The organism is Bradyrhizobium sp. LB8.2, assembly GCF_040548035.1.
Taxonomy (GTDB): Bacteria; Pseudomonadota; Alphaproteobacteria; order Rhizobiales; family Xanthobacteraceae; genus Bradyrhizobium.
The window spans coordinates 91,988-108,546 of the sequence record NZ_JBEPQV010000007.1 but is presented as its reverse complement, the minus strand read 5'-3'; the positions used below and the strand labels follow the sequence as shown (position 1 = coordinate 108,546).

General features: G+C 64.6%; 12 protein-coding genes. 8 read left to right on the top strand and 4 right to left on the bottom strand.

The window, feature by feature from the left end:
* The first annotated feature begins 4 nt into the window (after positions 1–4).
* The 4 genes from ABIB06_RS11360 to ABIB06_RS11345 all read left to right on the top strand — a co-directional run bounded on the left by ABIB06_RS11360 (position 5) and on the right by ABIB06_RS11345 (position 4,419).
* Positions 5–1,042, top strand: a complete 1,038-nt coding sequence (locus ABIB06_RS11360; protein ID WP_354048204.1) for an MBL fold metallo-hydrolase — start codon at positions 5–7, stop codon at positions 1,040–1,042.
* Positions 1,043–1,132: 90 nt separating this feature from the next.
* Entirely contained in the window at positions 1,133–1,300 is a 168-nt protein-coding gene (locus tag ABIB06_RS11355; protein WP_247351809.1) for a hypothetical protein, read from the top strand.
* A gap of 145 nt (positions 1,301–1,445) precedes the next feature.
* On the top strand, positions 1,446–2,654 hold the full coding sequence (locus ABIB06_RS11350) for an MFS transporter (protein ID WP_354048202.1): 1,209 nt from the start codon (positions 1,446–1,448) through the stop codon (positions 2,652–2,654).
* Between the two features lie 49 nt (positions 2,655–2,703).
* Positions 2,704–4,419 (top strand): N-acyl-D-amino-acid deacylase family protein, encoded by a 1,716-nt coding sequence (locus tag ABIB06_RS11345; protein WP_354048200.1) that lies wholly within the window; start codon positions 2,704–2,706, stop codon positions 4,417–4,419.
* A 126-nt stretch (positions 4,420–4,545) separates the two neighbouring features.
* Here ABIB06_RS11345 and ABIB06_RS11340 read toward each other — a convergent pair whose 3' ends face one another.
* The gene (locus ABIB06_RS11340) at positions 4,546–5,871 is read right to left on the bottom strand and encodes an MFS transporter (RefSeq protein ID WP_354048198.1); all 1,326 of its coding nucleotides are present in this window, start codon (positions 5,869–5,871) and stop codon (positions 4,546–4,548) included.
* A 145-nt stretch (positions 5,872–6,016) separates the two neighbouring features.
* On the opposite strand from ABIB06_RS11340, the gene ABIB06_RS11335 reads away from it, so the two are divergent.
* From ABIB06_RS11335 to ABIB06_RS11320, 4 genes are read left to right on the top strand one after another with little or no spacing between them, the layout of a single operon-like run.
* Entirely contained in the window at positions 6,017–6,670 is a 654-nt protein-coding gene (locus ABIB06_RS11335) for an ABC transporter ATP-binding protein (RefSeq protein ID WP_354048196.1), read from the top strand.
* Entirely contained in the window at positions 6,667–9,129 is a 2,463-nt protein-coding gene (locus ABIB06_RS11330; RefSeq protein WP_354048194.1) for an ABC transporter permease, read from the top strand. The genes ABIB06_RS11335 and ABIB06_RS11330 overlap by 4 nt, the downstream gene beginning before the upstream one ends.
* On the top strand, positions 9,119–10,201 hold the full coding sequence (locus ABIB06_RS11325; RefSeq protein ID WP_354048192.1) for a lipocalin-like domain-containing protein: 1,083 nt from the start codon (positions 9,119–9,121) through the stop codon (positions 10,199–10,201). Before ABIB06_RS11330 ends, ABIB06_RS11325 begins: the two co-directional genes overlap by 11 nt.
* A gap of 27 nt (positions 10,202–10,228) precedes the next feature.
* On the top strand, positions 10,229–10,615 hold the full coding sequence (locus ABIB06_RS11320) for an MAPEG family protein (protein WP_354048190.1): 387 nt from the start codon (positions 10,229–10,231) through the stop codon (positions 10,613–10,615).
* An 83-nt stretch (positions 10,616–10,698) separates the two neighbouring features.
* On the opposite strand, the gene ABIB06_RS11315 is transcribed toward ABIB06_RS11320, so the two are convergent.
* From ABIB06_RS11315 to ABIB06_RS11305, 3 genes are all read right to left on the bottom strand, one after another.
* A complete protein-coding gene (locus ABIB06_RS11315; RefSeq protein WP_354048189.1) occupies positions 10,699–11,889 on the bottom strand; it encodes an ABC transporter substrate-binding protein in 1,191 nt (396 codons plus the stop codon).
* Positions 11,890–12,044: 155 nt separating this feature from the next.
* A complete protein-coding gene (locus tag ABIB06_RS11310) occupies positions 12,045–15,209 on the bottom strand; it encodes an efflux RND transporter permease subunit (RefSeq protein WP_354048187.1) in 3,165 nt (1,054 codons plus the stop codon).
* Positions 15,206–16,417: an efflux RND transporter periplasmic adaptor subunit gene (locus tag ABIB06_RS11305; RefSeq protein ID WP_354048185.1), complete on the bottom strand. Its 1,212-nt coding sequence runs from the start codon at positions 16,415–16,417 to the stop codon at positions 15,206–15,208. Before ABIB06_RS11305 ends, ABIB06_RS11310 begins: the two co-directional genes overlap by 4 nt.
* Positions 16,418–16,559: the final 142 nt, after the last annotated feature.

Sequence of the window (16,559 nt, the reverse complement as noted above, 5' to 3'; positions counted from 1 at the left end):
CGTCATGATCTTCCGCCAGCTCTTCGACAGTGTTTCGGGTACTTACAGCTATCTTCTGGCGAGCCGCCCCGGCGGCGAGGCGCTGATCCTGGATCCCGTGCTGGAGAAGGTCGACCGCTACTGCCAGCTGCTGCGCGAGCTCGACCTCAAGCTGGTCAAGGCGGTGGACACGCATCTGCACGCCGACCACGTCACGGGGCTCGGCGAGCTGCGCGACCGCACCCATTGCATGACCGTCATGGGCGACCAGACCAAGGCCGACGTGGTGGCGATGCGGGTTGCCGACGGCGACAAGGTGACGATCGAGGGCCTGTCGCTCGACGTGATGTACACGCCCGGCCATACCGACGATTCCTATTCCTATCTGATGGGCGACCGCGTCTTCACCGGCGACACGCTCCTGATCCGCGGCACCGGCCGCACCGATTTCCAGAACGGATCTTCGCGCGCACAATACGAGTCGATCTTCAATCGGCTGCTGAAGCTGCCGGACGAGACGATGGTGTTCCCGGCGCATGACTACAAGGGCGACACCGTCTCCACCATCGGCGAGGAGAAGCGCTACAATCCGCGGCTTCAGGTGCGCTCAGTCGACGACTATATCGAGCTGATGGCCAATCTGAAGCTGCCCAATCCGAAGATGATGGACGTCGCAGTGCCCGCCAACATGCATGTCGGCCTGCATCAGGAGGTGCTCGAGAAAGAGGGCCGCGCGCTCAGCGCCATCGAGGCGATCCGCTCGCTCGGCCGGCCCGACATCCTGCTGGTCGATTTGCGCGAGACCAATGAGCGGATGAAGCACGGCATGCTCGAAGGCGCGCTGCATACGCCCTATCCATCAATTGAAGACAGCCTCAAGCCCGGCGGCATGCTGCGCGAGGTCGCGGCCGCCACCGGCCGCCGCGTCGTGTTCTTCTGCGCCTTCGGCGAACGCTCGGCGATGGCTGTGGCCGCCGCCAAGGAGACCGGGCTCACCAACACCGCGCATATCGCCGGGGGGATCGATGCCTGGAAGAAGGCCGGCGGGCCGGTGGTGCACTGACGACGGCCTCGCCGCCATTCTTGAGATAGATCAGGAACCGCCCATATAGTCGGGCTAGGACGGATGCAGCATCACCATCCGGGAGCAGCCATGGCCAAGATCGGCAAGCCGAGCGAGCCGCCAAAAACGAAGACCAAGACGGCCGAGAACAAGGCAAAGCAGCCTCCGCCCCCGCGCGAGATCGACGACGATTACGAAGACGGCGATTTTGCTACACCGAAGCGTGATCGCCATGGGAATGACGATGAGCCGTTGTGAGGGGGTGATGTTCGCCCTACGACCGCTGAATGATCGAGATCGCAGCCAGTCACCTCTGCTACCTGCCATGCGCCTGCGTTCATGGACAAATAACCGCTGTCCCCGATAGTTTGCGCGTCTCCAAGTGACGTGAAACGGAACTGCAATGGTTGACGTTCTTGCCGCACCGCAGCAAGGCAAGGCGGACAGCGCGCTACGCACGCTGACCGGAATTTCGATCGCGCATTGGGTCAGCCATTTTCATCTGCTGGTCCTGCCGATGCTGTTCCCGTTCCTGAAAAGCCAGCTCGGCGTCGGCTATGTCGAACTCGGCTTCGCGCTTACCGTGTCCGCCGTGGTATCGGGGCTGACGCAGGCGCCGACCGGCTATCTCGTCGACCATTTTGGCGCGCGAAAGATCCTGCTCGGCGGCCTCACCCTCGGCGGGATCGCGCTGATCCTGCTCGGCCTGCACCTGAGCTACACCTCGTTGATCGCCTGCGCCGTGCTGCTCGGGCTCGCCAACAGCGTCTACCATCCCGCCGATTACGCCATCCTCGCCGAGCACATGGACGAAGCGCGGATGGGCCGTGCGTTCTCGATCCACACTTTTGCCGGCTATTTTGGTGGCGCGGTCGCACCCGCAATCGTTGCTGCGCTCGTCACGGTGTCTGGCGGTGGCGGTGCGCTGATCGCATCGGGCGCGATCGGTGTTCTGGTCGCGCTGTTGCTGGTGACCATGAACATTCCCGATGCCGGCGCGCACAAGTCAAAGCCGGGCAACGAGAACGCACCGAAGCAGGCCGTCATCACGCCGGCGCTGATCACGTTGACGGCGCTGTTCATGCTGCTCAGCCTGTCGGTGGCCGGCATCAACAATTTCGGCGTGGTGGCGCTGATGAGTGGCTATGGCGCGACCTATTCCGCAGCCAATGTCGCGCTCACCGCGTTCCTCGGTGCAAGCGCCGTCGGCGTGCTCGCGGGCGGCTTCCTTGCCGACCACACCGAGCGCCACGGCTATGTCGCCGCCGCCTGCTTCGCTGCGAACGCGCTGATCGTGCTGCTGATCGCGCTGGTGACGCTGCCCGGCTGGATCCTGACGGCCGCGATGATGATGGCGGGCTTCCTCTCCGGCGTGATCGCACCCTCGCGCGACATGCTGGTGCGCAATGCAGCACCTCCCGGCGCGGCAGGCCGCGCCTTCGGCATCGTCTCCACCGGCTTCAATCTCGGCGGCATCGTCAGTCCGTTGTTGTTCGGCTGGATCATGGACCAGAGCGCGCCGCATTGGGTGTTCGGGGCTTCGGTGATCTTCATGCTGGCGACGGTCGTGCTATCGCCGTTTACGGAGCGGAAGCGGCAAGCCAAAGCGTAGCTGCAACGCGGGGACGACAAGAAACAACAACAAACCGGGAAGAAACACCATGAGCAACCCTGATCTCGTGATCCGCGGCGGCACGGTCGCGGATGGAAGCGGCGGCGAGCTGTTCGAGGCTGACGTCGCCATCACCGGCGGCAGAATCAGCGAGATCGGAAAGGTCGCTTCAAAGGGACGGGACGAGATCGACGCGCGCGGCAAGCTCGTCACGCCGGGCTTCGTTGACGTTCACACCCATTACGACGGCCAGGTCACCTGGAGCCAGGACATGACGCCGTCCTCGCAGAACGGCGTCACCACCGCGATCATGGGCAATTGCGGCGTCGGCTTTGCGCCGTGCAAGCCCGCCGACCACACCCGCCTGATCCAGCTCATGGAAGGCGTCGAGGACATTCCCGAGCCTGTCCTGAGCGCCGGCATCCCCTGGGCATGGGAGAGCTTTCCGGATTACATGGAATGGCTCTCAAAGCGCGATTTCGACATCGATGTCGGCGCGCAGCTGCCGCATGCGGCGCTGCGGGTCTATGTCATGGGCGAGCGCGGGGCGCGCCGCGATCCTTCAACGGCGGAAGACAACGCGGCGATGGCAAAGCTCGCGGGCGAGGCGGTGCGCTCGGGCGCGCTGGGCTTCTCGACCTCTCGCACCCTCAACCACCGCACCTCGACCGGCGATTTCACGCCGACGCTGAAGGCCGGCGAGGACGAGCTCACAGCGATTGCGGGCGCGATGCATCGTGAGGGACGCAGCGTTCTGCAATTCGTGCTCGATCTCTCCACCATCGACGAAGACTTGCCGATGATGCTGCGGGTGGCTGACGCCACGAAGTGCCCGATCTCGTTCTCGATCACGCAGAACGACAAGGCGCCGCAGCGCTGGCGCCAGACGCTGGACGAGATCAATGCGGCAGCGAAGCGTGGCCTCTCGATCACCGCGCAGATCGCCGCGCGGCCCGTCGGCCTCCTGCTCGGGCTCGAGCTGTCGCGAAACCCGTTCCAGACCCATCCGAGCTACAAGGCGATCGCGCATCTGCCGCTGAAGGAGCGGCTGGCGCGGTTGCATCATAGCGAGGTGCGCGAGGCAATTTTGAGCGAGACGGCGACCGCGACCGACGATCCGCTGTTCTTCCGTCCCAACTACGACAAGATGTTCTTGCTCGGCGATCCCCCCGATTACGAGCAGCCGCCGGAGAACGCGCTGGGCCCGCAGGCGCGCAAGCAGGGCCGGCAGCCGGAGGAGCTCGCCTATGAGGCGATGCTGTCGGACGACGGCCGCGGCATGCTTTACGTGCCGTTCCTCAACTATGCCGACGGCAATCTGGACGCGACGCGCGAGATGCTGATCGATCCGCAATCGGTGCCCGGCCTCTCCGACGGCGGTGCGCATTGCGGCATCATCTGCGACGCGAGCTTTCCGACCTATCTGCTGACGCACTGGACACGCGACCGCAAGCGCGGCGAGCAGCTGACGATCCCGTTCGTGGTCGCCGCGCAATCGCGCAAGACCGCGCTCTCGGTCGGCCTCACCGATCGCGGGCTGATCGCTCCCGGCTATAAAGCCGACGTCAATGTGATCGACTACGACCGGCTGCATTTGCATCCGCCGAAGGTGCATTACGATCTGCCGGTCGGCGGACGGCGGCTGTTGCAGGATGTCGATGGTTATGAGGCGACGATCGTGTCGGGCGTGGTGACGCGACGGCAGGGCGAGGCCACGGGAAGACGGCCGGGGAAGTTGATTCGGGGTGCGCAGGGGATGCAGTAGCGCTAAGGCGCGGAGGCGCTGCCTCTATCTCCGGTATCGTCCCGGCCTAATGGGCAATTGCGCACGAGGCCGGGACGACAGTGTTGGTTGGAACGAGAGTGTTGGTTGGAACGAGCGGCGCGCTCCTTACGTCGCCGATACCGCGCTCTTCAGCGGCGCAGCTTGCGGGGCTGCACTACCGGTCAGCCTGGCCCTTTCCGTGTTCGGCCAGAGCAGGAGCAGCCCGAGCAGACCGGAGCCGACCATGACCGCCGCGTTGATGGTGAAGCCGGTCATGTAACCGTCGAGCATGCTGCCGGAGCGCTGGATCACGGCGCCCATGACGTTCGGCGCGATGATGCCGGAGAGCGTGTAGAGCGCGCCATAGATCGCGAGGATCGCGCCGCGCTGCGACGTCGGCGTGAACTCGCCGAGCATCGGCGGGCAAACGACATAGATTGCGCCGCACAGGCCCGAGCCGACGACGAGTAGCGCGATCTGCAAGCCCGCGCCCTGCGCATGCGGCATCGTCGCCAGGATCAGACCGCCGATGATCAGCGGCACCGAGCCGAGCACGCCGCGCGAAATGCGCGTGGTATAGCCGCGCGCATTCATCACCTGCGAGATCCAGCCCGTGAGAATAACGATTGTGGCGCCGAACACCCAGGGCAGGATCGAGACGAAGCCGGCCTGGCTCTGCGTGAACCCAAGGCCCTTGACGATGAATGGCGTGAACCAGGTGAGGCCGAGCGACAGCGCCCAATAGGCGCCGAAGGTCGCGATCACGCAGCCGAGAAAGGTGCGTGAGGTTAGAAGGCGCAAGTAGGGGATTTTCGGTTGGGTCGCTGCCAGAGCCTGCGTATCCTCCAGCGGGCCTTCCTGGCCGAACGCGAGCCAAGCACAAACCCACATCAGGCCGACGACGCCGAGCGCGCCGAAAGCATAGTGCCAGGAATGGTTGACGATGATCCAGTTCAGCGCCGGCACCGCGAGGATCACACCGAAGGCCGAACCTTGGGACAGGATCGCGGTCGGCAGCGTCCGCTTCTCGTCGGGGAACCATTTGTAGATCGCGTGCGCGGCGACCGAGAAGGCGGGGCCTTCGCCGGCGCCCAGCACGATGCGGCAGATCAAGAACGTGGTGAACGAGACGGTGCCGACCATCGGAAACTGCGCCAGCGCCCAGACCACCGCCAGCGCGAGCAACACCCAGCGTGTCGGCACCTTGTTGACGATGAAGCCGACTACGATGGCGGAAATCGAGAACAGGAAGAAGAACGAGGAGCCGAGCAGACCAAACTGCTCCGGCTGGAGATTCAGGTCTGCCATGATCGGCACGCCGGCGAGGCCGACGACGATCTTGTCGGCGAAGTTTACCAGCATGAACAGAAACAGCAGAAAGGTAACCGTCCAGGCCCCCTTTGGCGTCCCCATCGTCTTGCCCGCCACCGCTGCCGTTCCCTGAGCGCTCATGATTCTCCCCCCGTCGTCTTTTTGGCACTTTTTTGATTTGACCGTCCTGGAAGCTAACAACGGCTTCGAGACCAACGCAACCCGGCATTTCCGGAGCAAGTGTGCTACGCAGCAATTCCGCTAATTCCGTCCGGCGCCATTCATCGTGCTGAGCATTCGAAACCTCTCCAAGACGTTCTCTTCGGCCGGCGAGCCGGTCCACGTGCTGCGCGGCGTCGATCTCGACCTCAAGGCCGGCGAGCGGGTCGCGCTGACCGGCGAATCCGGCAGCGGCAAGAGCACGCTGCTGCACCTGATCGCGGGGCTCGATGCTGCCGATGGCGGCACGATCCGGCTGGAAGGCACAGAGGTCACCAAGCTGTCTGATGCGGAGCGTGCAGGCCTGCGGCGCGATCGGATCGGCCTGGTGTTTCAGCAATTCAATCTGATCCCGTCGCTCTCGGTCGTGGACAATCTCGCCTTCCAGGCGCGGATCGCCGGCCGGCATGATGCAGCCTGGTCCAGGGAGCTGATCGAGCGGCTCGGGCTCGACAGCCTGCTCAAGCGTTATCCAGAACAATTATCAGGCGGACAGCAGCAACGGGTCGCGATCGGCCGGGCGCTGGCGACAAAGCCCTCGCTGCTGCTGGCGGACGAGCCGACCGGCAATCTCGACGAGGCCACCGCCGAGGATGTGCTGGCCCTGACGCGCGATCTCGTCACCCGCACCGGCTGCGGCTTCCTGATGGTGACGCACAGCCTGCATCTAGCTGCGACACTCGATCGCCAGGTCATCCTGCATGCAGGCCGAATCGCATGAGGCGCGCGCTCTGGATCCTCGCCGTGCTGCTCAGCCATTGGCGGCGCCACAAGATGCAGTTCGCGACGCTCCTGATCGGGCTGATTTCGGCAACCGCGCTGTGGAGCGGCGTGCAGGCGATCAACCAGCAGGCACGCAACGCCTATGACCGCGCCGCGGCGACCTTCGGCGGCGCGCGCACCGCGATGCTGGTCGCACCTGATGCCGCGACCTTTTCGCAGGAGCTGTTCGTCAAGCTCCGCCGCGCCGGCTGGCCGGTCTCGCCGATGCTGGAGGGACGGGTCCAGGTCAACGGACGCTCGGTGCGATTGCTCGGGATCGAGCCAGTGACGCTGCCGGCGGATGTCGGCAACGCGCCGCGCCTCGGTGCTTCGGATCTCGGCAGCTTCATCGCGCCGCCGGGCCAGACGCTGGTGGCGCGGGAGACGCTGAGCGATGTGCAGGAGCAGGAAGGCGCGGCACCACCGATCAGCAACGGCGCAAAACTGCCGCCGCTGCGCGTGCTGCCGCAGCTCGTGCCCGACGTGCTGGTGGTCGATATCGGCGTGGCGCAGCGGCTGCTGAACAAGCCGGACCAGATCTCGCGGCTTCTGATCGGCAAGCCGAAGGGCAAGCCCGCGCCATTGGCGAGCGTCGTCGGCGACCAGTTGCAGCGGGTCGAGCCGAATGCGGAGACCGAGCTGGAGCGCCTCACCGACAGCTTTCATCTCAACCTCACCGCGTTCGGCCTGCTGTCGTTCTTCGTCGGTCTCTTTATCGTCAATTCGGCCGTCGGTCTTGCCTTCGAACAGCGGCTGCCGATGCTGCGCACGCTGCGGGCCTGCGGCGCCTCGGCGCGACTGGTCAACATTGTGCTGGTGGTCGAACTGGTGGCACTGGCGCTGGTCGCCGGCCTGATCGGGCTGGTGTGCGGCTATTTCATTGCCGCCGCGCTCTTGCCCGACGTCGCGGCGTCGCTGCGCGGGCTCTATGGCGCGCAAATCCCGGGACAGCTCACGCTACGCTCCGAATGGTGGCTCGCGGGTATCGGCATCAGCATTGCCGGCGCGCTGGTCGCGGCCGCGACCAGCCTGATCAAGGCGGTCAGGATGCCGGTGCTGGCGACCGCGCAGCCGCGCGCCTGGCAACAGAGGCAGCGCCGCTGGCTGATCCTGCAGAGCGGGGCTGCATGCGCCGTGTTCGCGGTCGCGCTGCTGCTGCTCCAGTACGGACAGTCGCTGATCGCGGGCTTTGGCGTGCTGGCAGCACTGATGCTCGGCGCGGCGCTGATCCTGCCGGCCTTCCTCGAACTCATCCTGCTCGTCGGTCAGCGTTGTGCACGAAAACCGCTCGCGCTGTGGTTCTGGGCGGACAGCCGGCAACAGCTCTCCGGGTTGTCGCTGGCGCTGATGGCGCTGCTGCTCGCGCTCGCCGTCAATGTCGGCGTCTCCACGATGGTGGAAACGTTCAGCCGCACTTTTGTCGGTTGGCTCAATGGGCGGCTCGCAGCCGACGTCTACATCAGCGCCTCCGATAATGCGAAAGCCATCGCGATCCGCAACTGGCTGAAGGAGCGCAGCGATGTCCAGGCGATCCTGTCGGGCGGGCGTGCCGAGACGCAAGTGCAGGGCCAGCCGGTGGAGCTGTTCGGCCTGCCCGACCACGCGCTCTATCGCGAGCGCTGGCCGTTGTTGGAGGCCGCGCCACGTGCATGGACCCAGCTCGTGCCCGGCAATGCCGCCTTCATCAGCGAGCAGCTGAGCCGCCGCCTCAACGTCCGCGTCGGCGATGTCCTGGAGGTGCCGGCGCCGGGCGGGACCTGGGAGCTCGACATCGTCGGCATCTATGCCGACTACGGTAATCCCAAGGGACAGTTGGCGGTGAATGTCGCGGCGCTGATCCGGCAATTTCCGCAGACGCCGCAGACGCGGATCGGCCTCATTGTCGCCAAGGAGAATATCCCCGGCCTGATCGCAGCGCTGCAGAAGCAATTTGCGCTCGACGACCGCAGCGTCGCCGACCAGGCGACGGTGAAAGCGGAATCCATCCGCATCTTCAACCGCACCTTTGCCGTCACTTCCGCTTTGAATGCGTTCACGCTCGGCGTCGCCGGGATCGCGCTTCTGACCAGCTTGCTGACACTGGCGAACTCGCGCCTGCCGCAGCTCGCGCCGCTCTGGGCGATCGGCATCACGCGGCCTCGCCTCGCCGCGATCGAATTGACCAAGACGCTGTCGACCGCGCTGTTCACGTCGCTCTTGGCTGTGCCGCTCGGACTGTTGGTGGCGTGGTGCCTGATCGCGATCGTCAACGTAAAAGCGTTCGGCTGGCGGCTGCCGTTCCACGTGTTTCCGCTGCAATTGGTCGAGCTGGTCGCGGTCGCGCTGCTCGCCGCGTTGCTTGCCGCCCTGCTGCCGATGATCCGACTGGCACGGATGCAGCCGGCGAACCTCGTCAAGGTGTTTGCCAATGAGCGCTGACAGGATTTCGCGGCGCACTTTCGCCGGCGGCATCGCCGCGCTCGCGGCTGTTCGCCGCGCCAGCGCGCAAGGTTATGCCGGGCTCGGCGAGACGGCCGACGGCTTTGCGAAGGTAACGCCCGGGAAAACGTTCGCCTTTCCGAACGATCACGGGCCGCACCCGGAGTTTCGTATCGAGTGGTGGTATCTCACGGCGAATCTCGTCGATGCCGGCGGCGCGGCTTGCGGCCTGCAATGGACGCTGTTCCGCCAGGCAGCGCAGCCGGGACCGCAAGGCGAGGGCTGGGCCAATCAGCAAATCTGGATGGCGCATGCCGCGGTGACGCGCGCCGACACCCACCGCTTCAGCGAACTGTTTTCGCGCGGCGGTGTGGGCCAAGCCGGCGTCACGGCAAAGCCGTTTGCGGCCTGGATCGACGATTGGGCGATGAACGGATCCGAGCGCATCGGCGACCGAACCCTGGCGCCGCTGACGCTGAAGGCCTCGGGTGCCGATTTCAGTTACGCGCTGACGTTAGAGGCCGATCGTCCCTTGATATTGCAGGGCGATGGCGGCTACAGCCGCAAGTCGGAGCGCGGGCAGGCCTCCTACTATTACAGCCAGCCGTTCTATCGCGCCCGCGGCAGGCTCACCATCGACGAAAAGACGCTCGATGTTTCCGGCCAGGCCTGGATGGACCGCGAATGGAGCAGTCAGCCGCTCGACACCGACCAGACCGGCTGGGACTGGCTGTCGCTGCATCTCGCGTCGGGCGACAAGCTGATGCTGTACCGGCTGCGCCAAAAGGGCGGCAAGGATTATCCGTTCGGCAACTGGATCAGCGCCGCCGGCGACACGCAAATGATCGCGGGCAACGACATCCAGATGAGTCCGAAGGCGACCGCCGAGGTCGCGGGACGCAAGCTGCCGGTGGAATGGCAGATCGCGATCCCCTCGCGATCGTTCTCGATCCTCTGCAAGCCGCTCAATCCAAAAGCCTGGATGGGGACCGGCTTCTCCTATTGGGAAGGGCCGATCAGCTTTGCCGGCACGCATGACGGCGTTGGCTATCTCGAGCTGACCGGGTATTGAACCGGAACCTCTTCAAAGGGATTAGCGATGTATCACCTCACCGGCCTCGTCACGCTGCTGGCGATCCTGTTCTACTTCTCCACAGCCATGAACGTGTCACGCTCGCGCACCAAAACCGGCGTCAAGGTGCCGGCAATGTCGGGCCATCCGGATTTCGAGCGCGCGTTCCGAATCCAGATGAACACGCTGGAATGGATGCCGATCTTCCTGCCGGCTCTCTGGCTGTTCGCGATCTATATCGGCGACGCGATCGCAGCGGGAATCGGCGCGGTCTGGATCGCTGGCCGTATCGTCTATTTCATCGGCTATTCGAAGGCCGCCGCAAAACGCGGCCCGGGCTTCATGATCCAGGGCATCGCCGCCATTGCGCTGTGGGCGGGGGCGCTGGGAGCGTTGGTGCTGCGGCTGGTGTAGGGGCGACAGCGTGAAGTAGCATGGGCCCCGGCTCTGCGGTGCACCGCCGAAAGGCGCTGCACCGCGTCCGGGACACAAGAAGCCTACTTCGTCAGCGGGCAGCCGCTTTCCTTGGCGGTGAAGAACGCCTGATCGCCGGGAACGACCGCGAGCTGCTTGTAATAGTCCCACGGCTTCTTCGACTCCGAGGGCTTCTTGACCTCGAACAGATACATGTCGTGGACCATGCGGCCGTTCTCCAGCACCTTGCCCTTGGCGAAGGCGTCGTCGACCGGCAGCTCCTTCAGCTTCTTGGAAACCGCTTCAGTATCCTTTGTGCCGGCCGCCTTGACCGCCTTGAGATAGCTCAGCGTCGCCGAATAGGTGCCCGCATGGATCATGCTCGGCATCCGGCCGGTGCGCTTGAAAAAGCGCTCGGAGAAGGCGCGCGTGGTGTCATTCTGATCCCAATAGAAGCCTTCGGTCAGGACCAAGCCTTGTGCCGCCTGCAGGCCTAGACCGTTCACCTCGGCGAGAGTCATCAGGAGACCGGCCAGCTTCTGGCCACCCTGCACGATGCCGAACTCGGCCGCCTGCTTGATCGAGTTGGTCGTATCCTGGCCGGCATTGGCGAGACCGACGATCTTCGCCTTCGAGCTCTGCGCCTGAAGCAGGAAGGAGGAGAAGTCCGAAGAGTTGAGCGGCACGCGCACTGAGCCGACCACCTTGCCGCCATTATGGATGACGATCTCGCTGGTGTCCTTCTCGAGCGCGTAGCCGAACGCATAGTCGGCAGTGAGGAAGAACCAGGAGTCGCCGCCGGCCTTGGTCAGCGCGCCGCCGGTGCCAACCGCAAGCGCATGGGTGTCGAAGGCCCAGTGGAAGCCGTAGGGCGAGCATGCAGCGCCGGTGATGCTCGAGGAAGCCGCACCGACCACGATGTCGATCTTCTTCTTTTCCTTCGACAATTCCTGCACGGCCAGCGCCACCGACGACGTCGTCAGTTCCGTGATCATGTCGACGTTGTCGGTGTCGTACCAGCGCCGCGCGATGGAGGTGGCGAGATCAGGCTTGTTCTGGTGATCAGCGGTGATCATCTCGACCTTCTGGCCGAGCACTTCGCCACCAAAATCCTCGATCGCCATCTTGGCAGCTTCGACCGAGTATTTCCCGCCGTAGTCGGCATAGACGCCGGACTGGTCGTTGAGAATGCCGATCTTGACGCCTTGCGCGAAGGCTGGCGCCGCCAGCAGCAGGGCAGAGGTTGCGACGGCGGCCAAAAGTGCTGATTTCATTCGTTAGCTCCCAGCAGTGTTTTATTTTGAAATCGCGCAGATATTAGTGAAGAACCCCGCGCCTGCCCATCCATTGCATGTTGGTCGTTAGTATGAAGGGCGGCACCATAATGCGCCGTCATCCAGGCTTTCGCAGGGACGACGCTGTGGGAACATCACGCCGCGACCTTCGGCTTCTTCTCGTTCTTCCCCTCCGCCAGATTCCTCACCACCACGTAGAAGATCGGCGTGAACAACAGGCCGAACAAGGTGACGCCGATCATGCCGAAGAACACGGCGACGCCGACGGCTTGCCGCATCTCCGAGCCCGAGCCTGACGATATCACCAGCGGCAGAACGCCGAGGATGAAGGCGAAGGACGTCATCAGGATCGGCCGCAGGCGCAATCGACAGGCATCGATCACGGCTTCCAGCCGCGGCTTGCCCTCCTTCTCGATGTCGCGGGCGAACTCGACGATCAGGATCGCGTTCTTTGCCGCCAACCCCACCAGCACGACAAAGCCGATCTGGGTGAGGATGTTGACGTCCTGCCCCATGATCCGCACGCCGATGGTGGCGGCGAGCAGGCACATCGGCACGATCAGGATCACCGCGAACGGCAAGGTCCAGCTGCCATATTGGGCGGCGAGCACGAGGTAGACGAACAGCACGCAGATCGGGAACACATAGAGACCCGCATTGCCGCCAGTGACCTGCTGGTAGGACAGGTCCGTCCATTCGAAGGTGAATCCGCTCGGCAGGGTGTTGTCGGCAAGCTTCTTGATGGTGTCGAGCGCGGTAGTCGAGCTGGTGCCCGGCGCCGGCTCGCCCTGCAATTCGGACGCTGCGTAGAGATTGTAGCGGGCGACGCGGTCGGGGCCCGAGACGTCCCTGAACTCGACCACGCTGCCGAGCATCACCATGTCGCCGGAAGCGTTGCGCGTGCGCAGGCGCGCGAGGTCGCTGGGCTCCTTGCGGAACGGGAAATCAGCCTGCGCGGTGACGTGATAGGTACGGCCGAACAGGTTGAAGTCGTTAACATAGGTCGATCCGAAATAGGTCTGGATCGTGTCATTGATGTTGGCAATAGGAACGCCGAGCTTCTGCGCCTTGGTGCGATCAATGTCGACGAAGAGCTGCGGCGTGTTGGCTGAGAACGGCGAGAACACCGTCGGAGCGAGCAGCAAGGGCGATTTGCGCGCCGCGGCGACGAGCTCGTCGGTGGCCGCGGCGAGCAGCTCAGGCCCGCGACCCTGGCGGTCCTGGATGCGGATGGTGAAGCCGCCGCCGGTGCCGATGCCGGGTACGGCCGGCGGCGGAATCACGATGATGAAGGCACCCTGAATCGCGGCCAGGCGCTTGCGCAGCTCGATCGTGATGGCGTTCGCAGACAATCCCTTCTTCATCCGCGCCTCGGGCTCGTCGAACACCGGGAAGAGCGCCGCCGCGTTGCCGGCCTGCGTGCGCGTGGCGCCGGAGAAGCCGGCGAAAGCGGCGACGCGGACGATGCCGGGCGTATCCAGCGAGATCCGCTCTATCTCGCGCACGACCTCGGTGGTGCGCGCCAGCGAGGCCGCGCCCGGCAATTGCACGGAGATAATGACGTAGCCGCGATCCTGCGCCGGAATGAAGCCCTGCGACGTGGTCGCGATCAGCCAGCCTGCGCTGCCGATCAGTACGACATAGATTAGGATCATCACCACTGAATGCCGGATCACGAAATTGGCGAGGCCGGCATAGCCATGCGCGAGACGGTCGAACACGCGATTGAAGACGCCTGTGAAAGCGTTCCAGCCACGTGCGAGAAGGTTCCAGCGCGCCGGCGGCCGCTTCTCCTCGTGCGGAACGAGCAGAAGCGAGGCCAGCGCCGGCGACAGCGTCAAGGAGCAGAAGCAGGAGATTGCGGTCGCAACCGCAATGGTGACGGCGAATTGCTGAAAGAATTGTCCGGAAATGCCGCCCAGGAACGCGGTGGGGACGAACACCGCGCATAGCACCAGCGCGATCGACACCAGTGCGCCGCCGACCTCCTCCATGGTCTTCAGCGCGGCGTCGCGCCGGCTCATGCCGTGCTCGAGATGTCGCTCGACATTCTCGACCACCACGATGGCGTCGTCGACCACAATGCCGACGGCGAGAACGAGACCGAACAGCGTGAGATTGTTGATGGAGAAGCCGAGCGCCGCCATCACCGCGAAGGTGCCGACCAGCGAGACCGGAATCGCGATGATCGGTATGATCGCGGGCCGCCATCCCTGAAGGAACACCAGCACCACGATCACCACAAGCAGCATGGCCTCGTAGATGGTCTTGATGAGCTCATGGACGGACTGCGCGATGAACTCGGTCGGGTTGTAGCCGATATTGTAGTCGAGCCCCTTGGGAAAGCTCTCCTTGAGCTTCGTCATCGTGTCCGAGATGTTTTTCGCGGTCGCGAGCGCGTTCGATCCCGGCCGCTGCGTCACCAGCATGGCGACCGCCGATTTACGCAACAGGAAGCTGTTGGTGGAGTATGCCAGCGCACCGAGCTCGATACGCGCGACGTCGCGCAGGCGCACCGTACGGCCGTCGGAGCCCGCCTTGATCAGGATGTCCTCGAACTGCTTCTGGTCCTTCAGGCGCCCCGTGAAGGTGAGGTTCGGCTGGAAGGCGCGGTCGGAAATCGGCGGTTCGGCGATCTGGCCACCCGCGATCTGCACGTTCTGCGCGCGGATCGCGGCGAGCACTTCGGCCGAGGTCAGGCCGAGATTGGCGATTCGATCCGGGTCGAGCCAAAGCCGCATCGAATAGTCACGCGCGCCAAAAATCTGGATGTCGCCGACGCCGTCGATGCGCAGCAGCTGGTCACGGACCTGGAGCAGCGCGTAATTGGAGATATAGAGCTGGTCGAAGGTGTCGTCGGGCGACAGCATGAACACGACCATCAGGATATCGGGCGAGTTCTTGCGCGTGGTGACGCCGTTGCGCTGCACTTCCTCCGGCAGGCGAGGCTGCGCGATCGCGACGCGGTTCTGCACCAGCACCTGGGCCTTGTCGAGATCGGTGCCGAGCTTGAAGGTGACGGTGATGGTGAGCTGGCCGTTCGAGGTCGCCTGGCTGTAGAGATACAGCATGTCCTCGACGCCGTTGATCTCCTGCTCGATGGGAGCTGCGACCGTGTCGGACACGGTCTGCGCGGAGGCGCCGGGATATTGCGTGGTGACGACGACGGTCGGCGGCACCACTTGCGGATATTCAGAGACCGGCAGCGTGGTATAGGCCAGCGCGCCGACGATCAGCAGCACGATCGAGAGCACCATCGCTAGGATGGGCTGATTGATGGAGAGACGGCCGAGATTCATGATTTGTCACCCGGCTTGCCACCGGCCGGCGCAGTCTGCGGCGCGACCTTGGCGCCGACACGGGCGCGCTGGATGCCGTTGACGATGACGCGATCGTCGGGCTTCAGGCCTTCGCGGATCACACGCAGGCCCTCATCGAGCGGCCCAAGCGTCACAGGACGCGCCTCGACGGTGTCATCAGGCTTCACCACGAACACGATCTTGCGGGACTGGTCGGTCGCGACCGCGACGTCCGGAATCAACAACGCCTCATAAGGCGCGCTGCCGATCAGCCGGACGCGGCCGAACTGGCCGGGCAGGATCGAGAGATCGGTGTTCTTGACCACGGCGCGGCTGCGCAACGTGCCGGTCGAGACATCGAGGCGGTTGTCGAGGAAGTTGATCGAGCCCTCATGCGACGGCTTGGTCTCGCCGGCGAGCGTCACCTGTATCGGGTTCGCGGTATCGCGCGAGCTGGGGCGGCGACCCTCGAACCACAGCTTGCTGTATTTGATGAAGGTCGCCTCATCCATGTCGAAATAGACGTAGATCGGGTCGAGCGTCACGATCGAGGTCAGCAGCGTCGACGAGCCGTTGTCGCTGCCCTGCACGAGATTGCCGGGGCTGACGAGATGGCGGCCGACGCGGCCGGTGAGCGGCGCAGTCACATGCGTGAACTCGATGTTGAGCCGCGCGGCCTTGAGTGCGCCTTCGGCCTGCGATACCGCGGCGTGTGCCCCCTGCAAGGCCTGGCGGCGCTGGTCGACGACCTGTTCGGAAACCGCGCTGGTCTGAACCAGGCTCAAGCCACGGTCGAGCTCGCGCTTGGCAAGCTCCACCTTGGCGCGTGCGTCGGACAGCTGGCCGTCCGCCTGCTCGGCCACCGCCTCGAACGGACGCGGGTCGATGACGTAGAGCAGATCGCCCTGATGCACGATGGCGCCGTCCTGGAACTCGACGGAGTTGACGAAGCCGCCGACGCGGGGGCGCACCTGCACCTCCTCCGTCGCCTCGAAGCGGCCGGTGAATTCGTCCCAATCGGTGACGGTGCGCTTGACCGGCTGGGCGACTGTCACCGGCGCGGGCGGCGGTGCACCCGCCTGCGACGTCGGCTGGCCGCAACCGGCGAGAGCGAATACCGCAACGAGAAGCCCGGCGATCGCGCGAGGTCGAGGCGAAACGAGATCGTGCATTTTGACAAACTGCTCGCTTCCGTCCGGTCCACTCATTCCAGGTCCTCGCCTAAAAGCCGCGGAAAAGGCAGGGTACGCCTCTACCCGCGGGCGCCACAAGATGGGTCGCAATGATGAACTGTTCAAGACCATCGCACGCGCAATGCTCGGAAGAATGCCCTGGCCGGATGACGGGTTG

What these genes read in the sequence shown, in the direction of transcription:
- ABIB06_RS11360 (WP_354048204.1), top strand. Translation starts at nt 5, where the DNA reads ATGATCTTCCGCCAGCTCTTCGACAGTGTTTCGGGTACTTACAGCTAT.
- ABIB06_RS11355 (WP_247351809.1), top strand. Translation starts at nt 1,133, where the DNA reads ATGGCCAAGATCGGCAAGCCGAGCGAGCCGCCAAAAACGAAGACCAAG.
- ABIB06_RS11350 (WP_354048202.1), top strand. Translation starts at nt 1,446, where the DNA reads ATGGTTGACGTTCTTGCCGCACCGCAGCAAGGCAAGGCGGACAGCGCG.
- ABIB06_RS11345 (WP_354048200.1), top strand. Translation starts at nt 2,704, where the DNA reads ATGAGCAACCCTGATCTCGTGATCCGCGGCGGCACGGTCGCGGATGGA.
- ABIB06_RS11340 (WP_354048198.1), bottom strand. Translation starts at nt 5,871, where the DNA reads ATGAGCGCTCAGGGAACGGCAGCGGTGGCGGGCAAGACGATGGGGACG.
- ABIB06_RS11330 (WP_354048194.1), top strand. Translation starts at nt 6,667, where the DNA reads ATGAGGCGCGCGCTCTGGATCCTCGCCGTGCTGCTCAGCCATTGGCGG.
- ABIB06_RS11325 (WP_354048192.1), top strand. Translation starts at nt 9,119, where the DNA reads ATGAGCGCTGACAGGATTTCGCGGCGCACTTTCGCCGGCGGCATCGCC.
- ABIB06_RS11320 (WP_354048190.1), top strand. Translation starts at nt 10,229, where the DNA reads ATGTATCACCTCACCGGCCTCGTCACGCTGCTGGCGATCCTGTTCTAC.
- ABIB06_RS11315 (WP_354048189.1), bottom strand. Translation starts at nt 11,889, where the DNA reads ATGAAATCAGCACTTTTGGCCGCCGTCGCAACCTCTGCCCTGCTGCTG.
- ABIB06_RS11310 (WP_354048187.1), bottom strand. Translation starts at nt 15,209, where the DNA reads ATGAATCTCGGCCGTCTCTCCATCAATCAGCCCATCCTAGCGATGGTG.
- ABIB06_RS11305 (WP_354048185.1), bottom strand. Translation starts at nt 16,417, where the DNA reads ATGAGTGGACCGGACGGAAGCGAGCAGTTTGTCAAAATGCACGATCTC.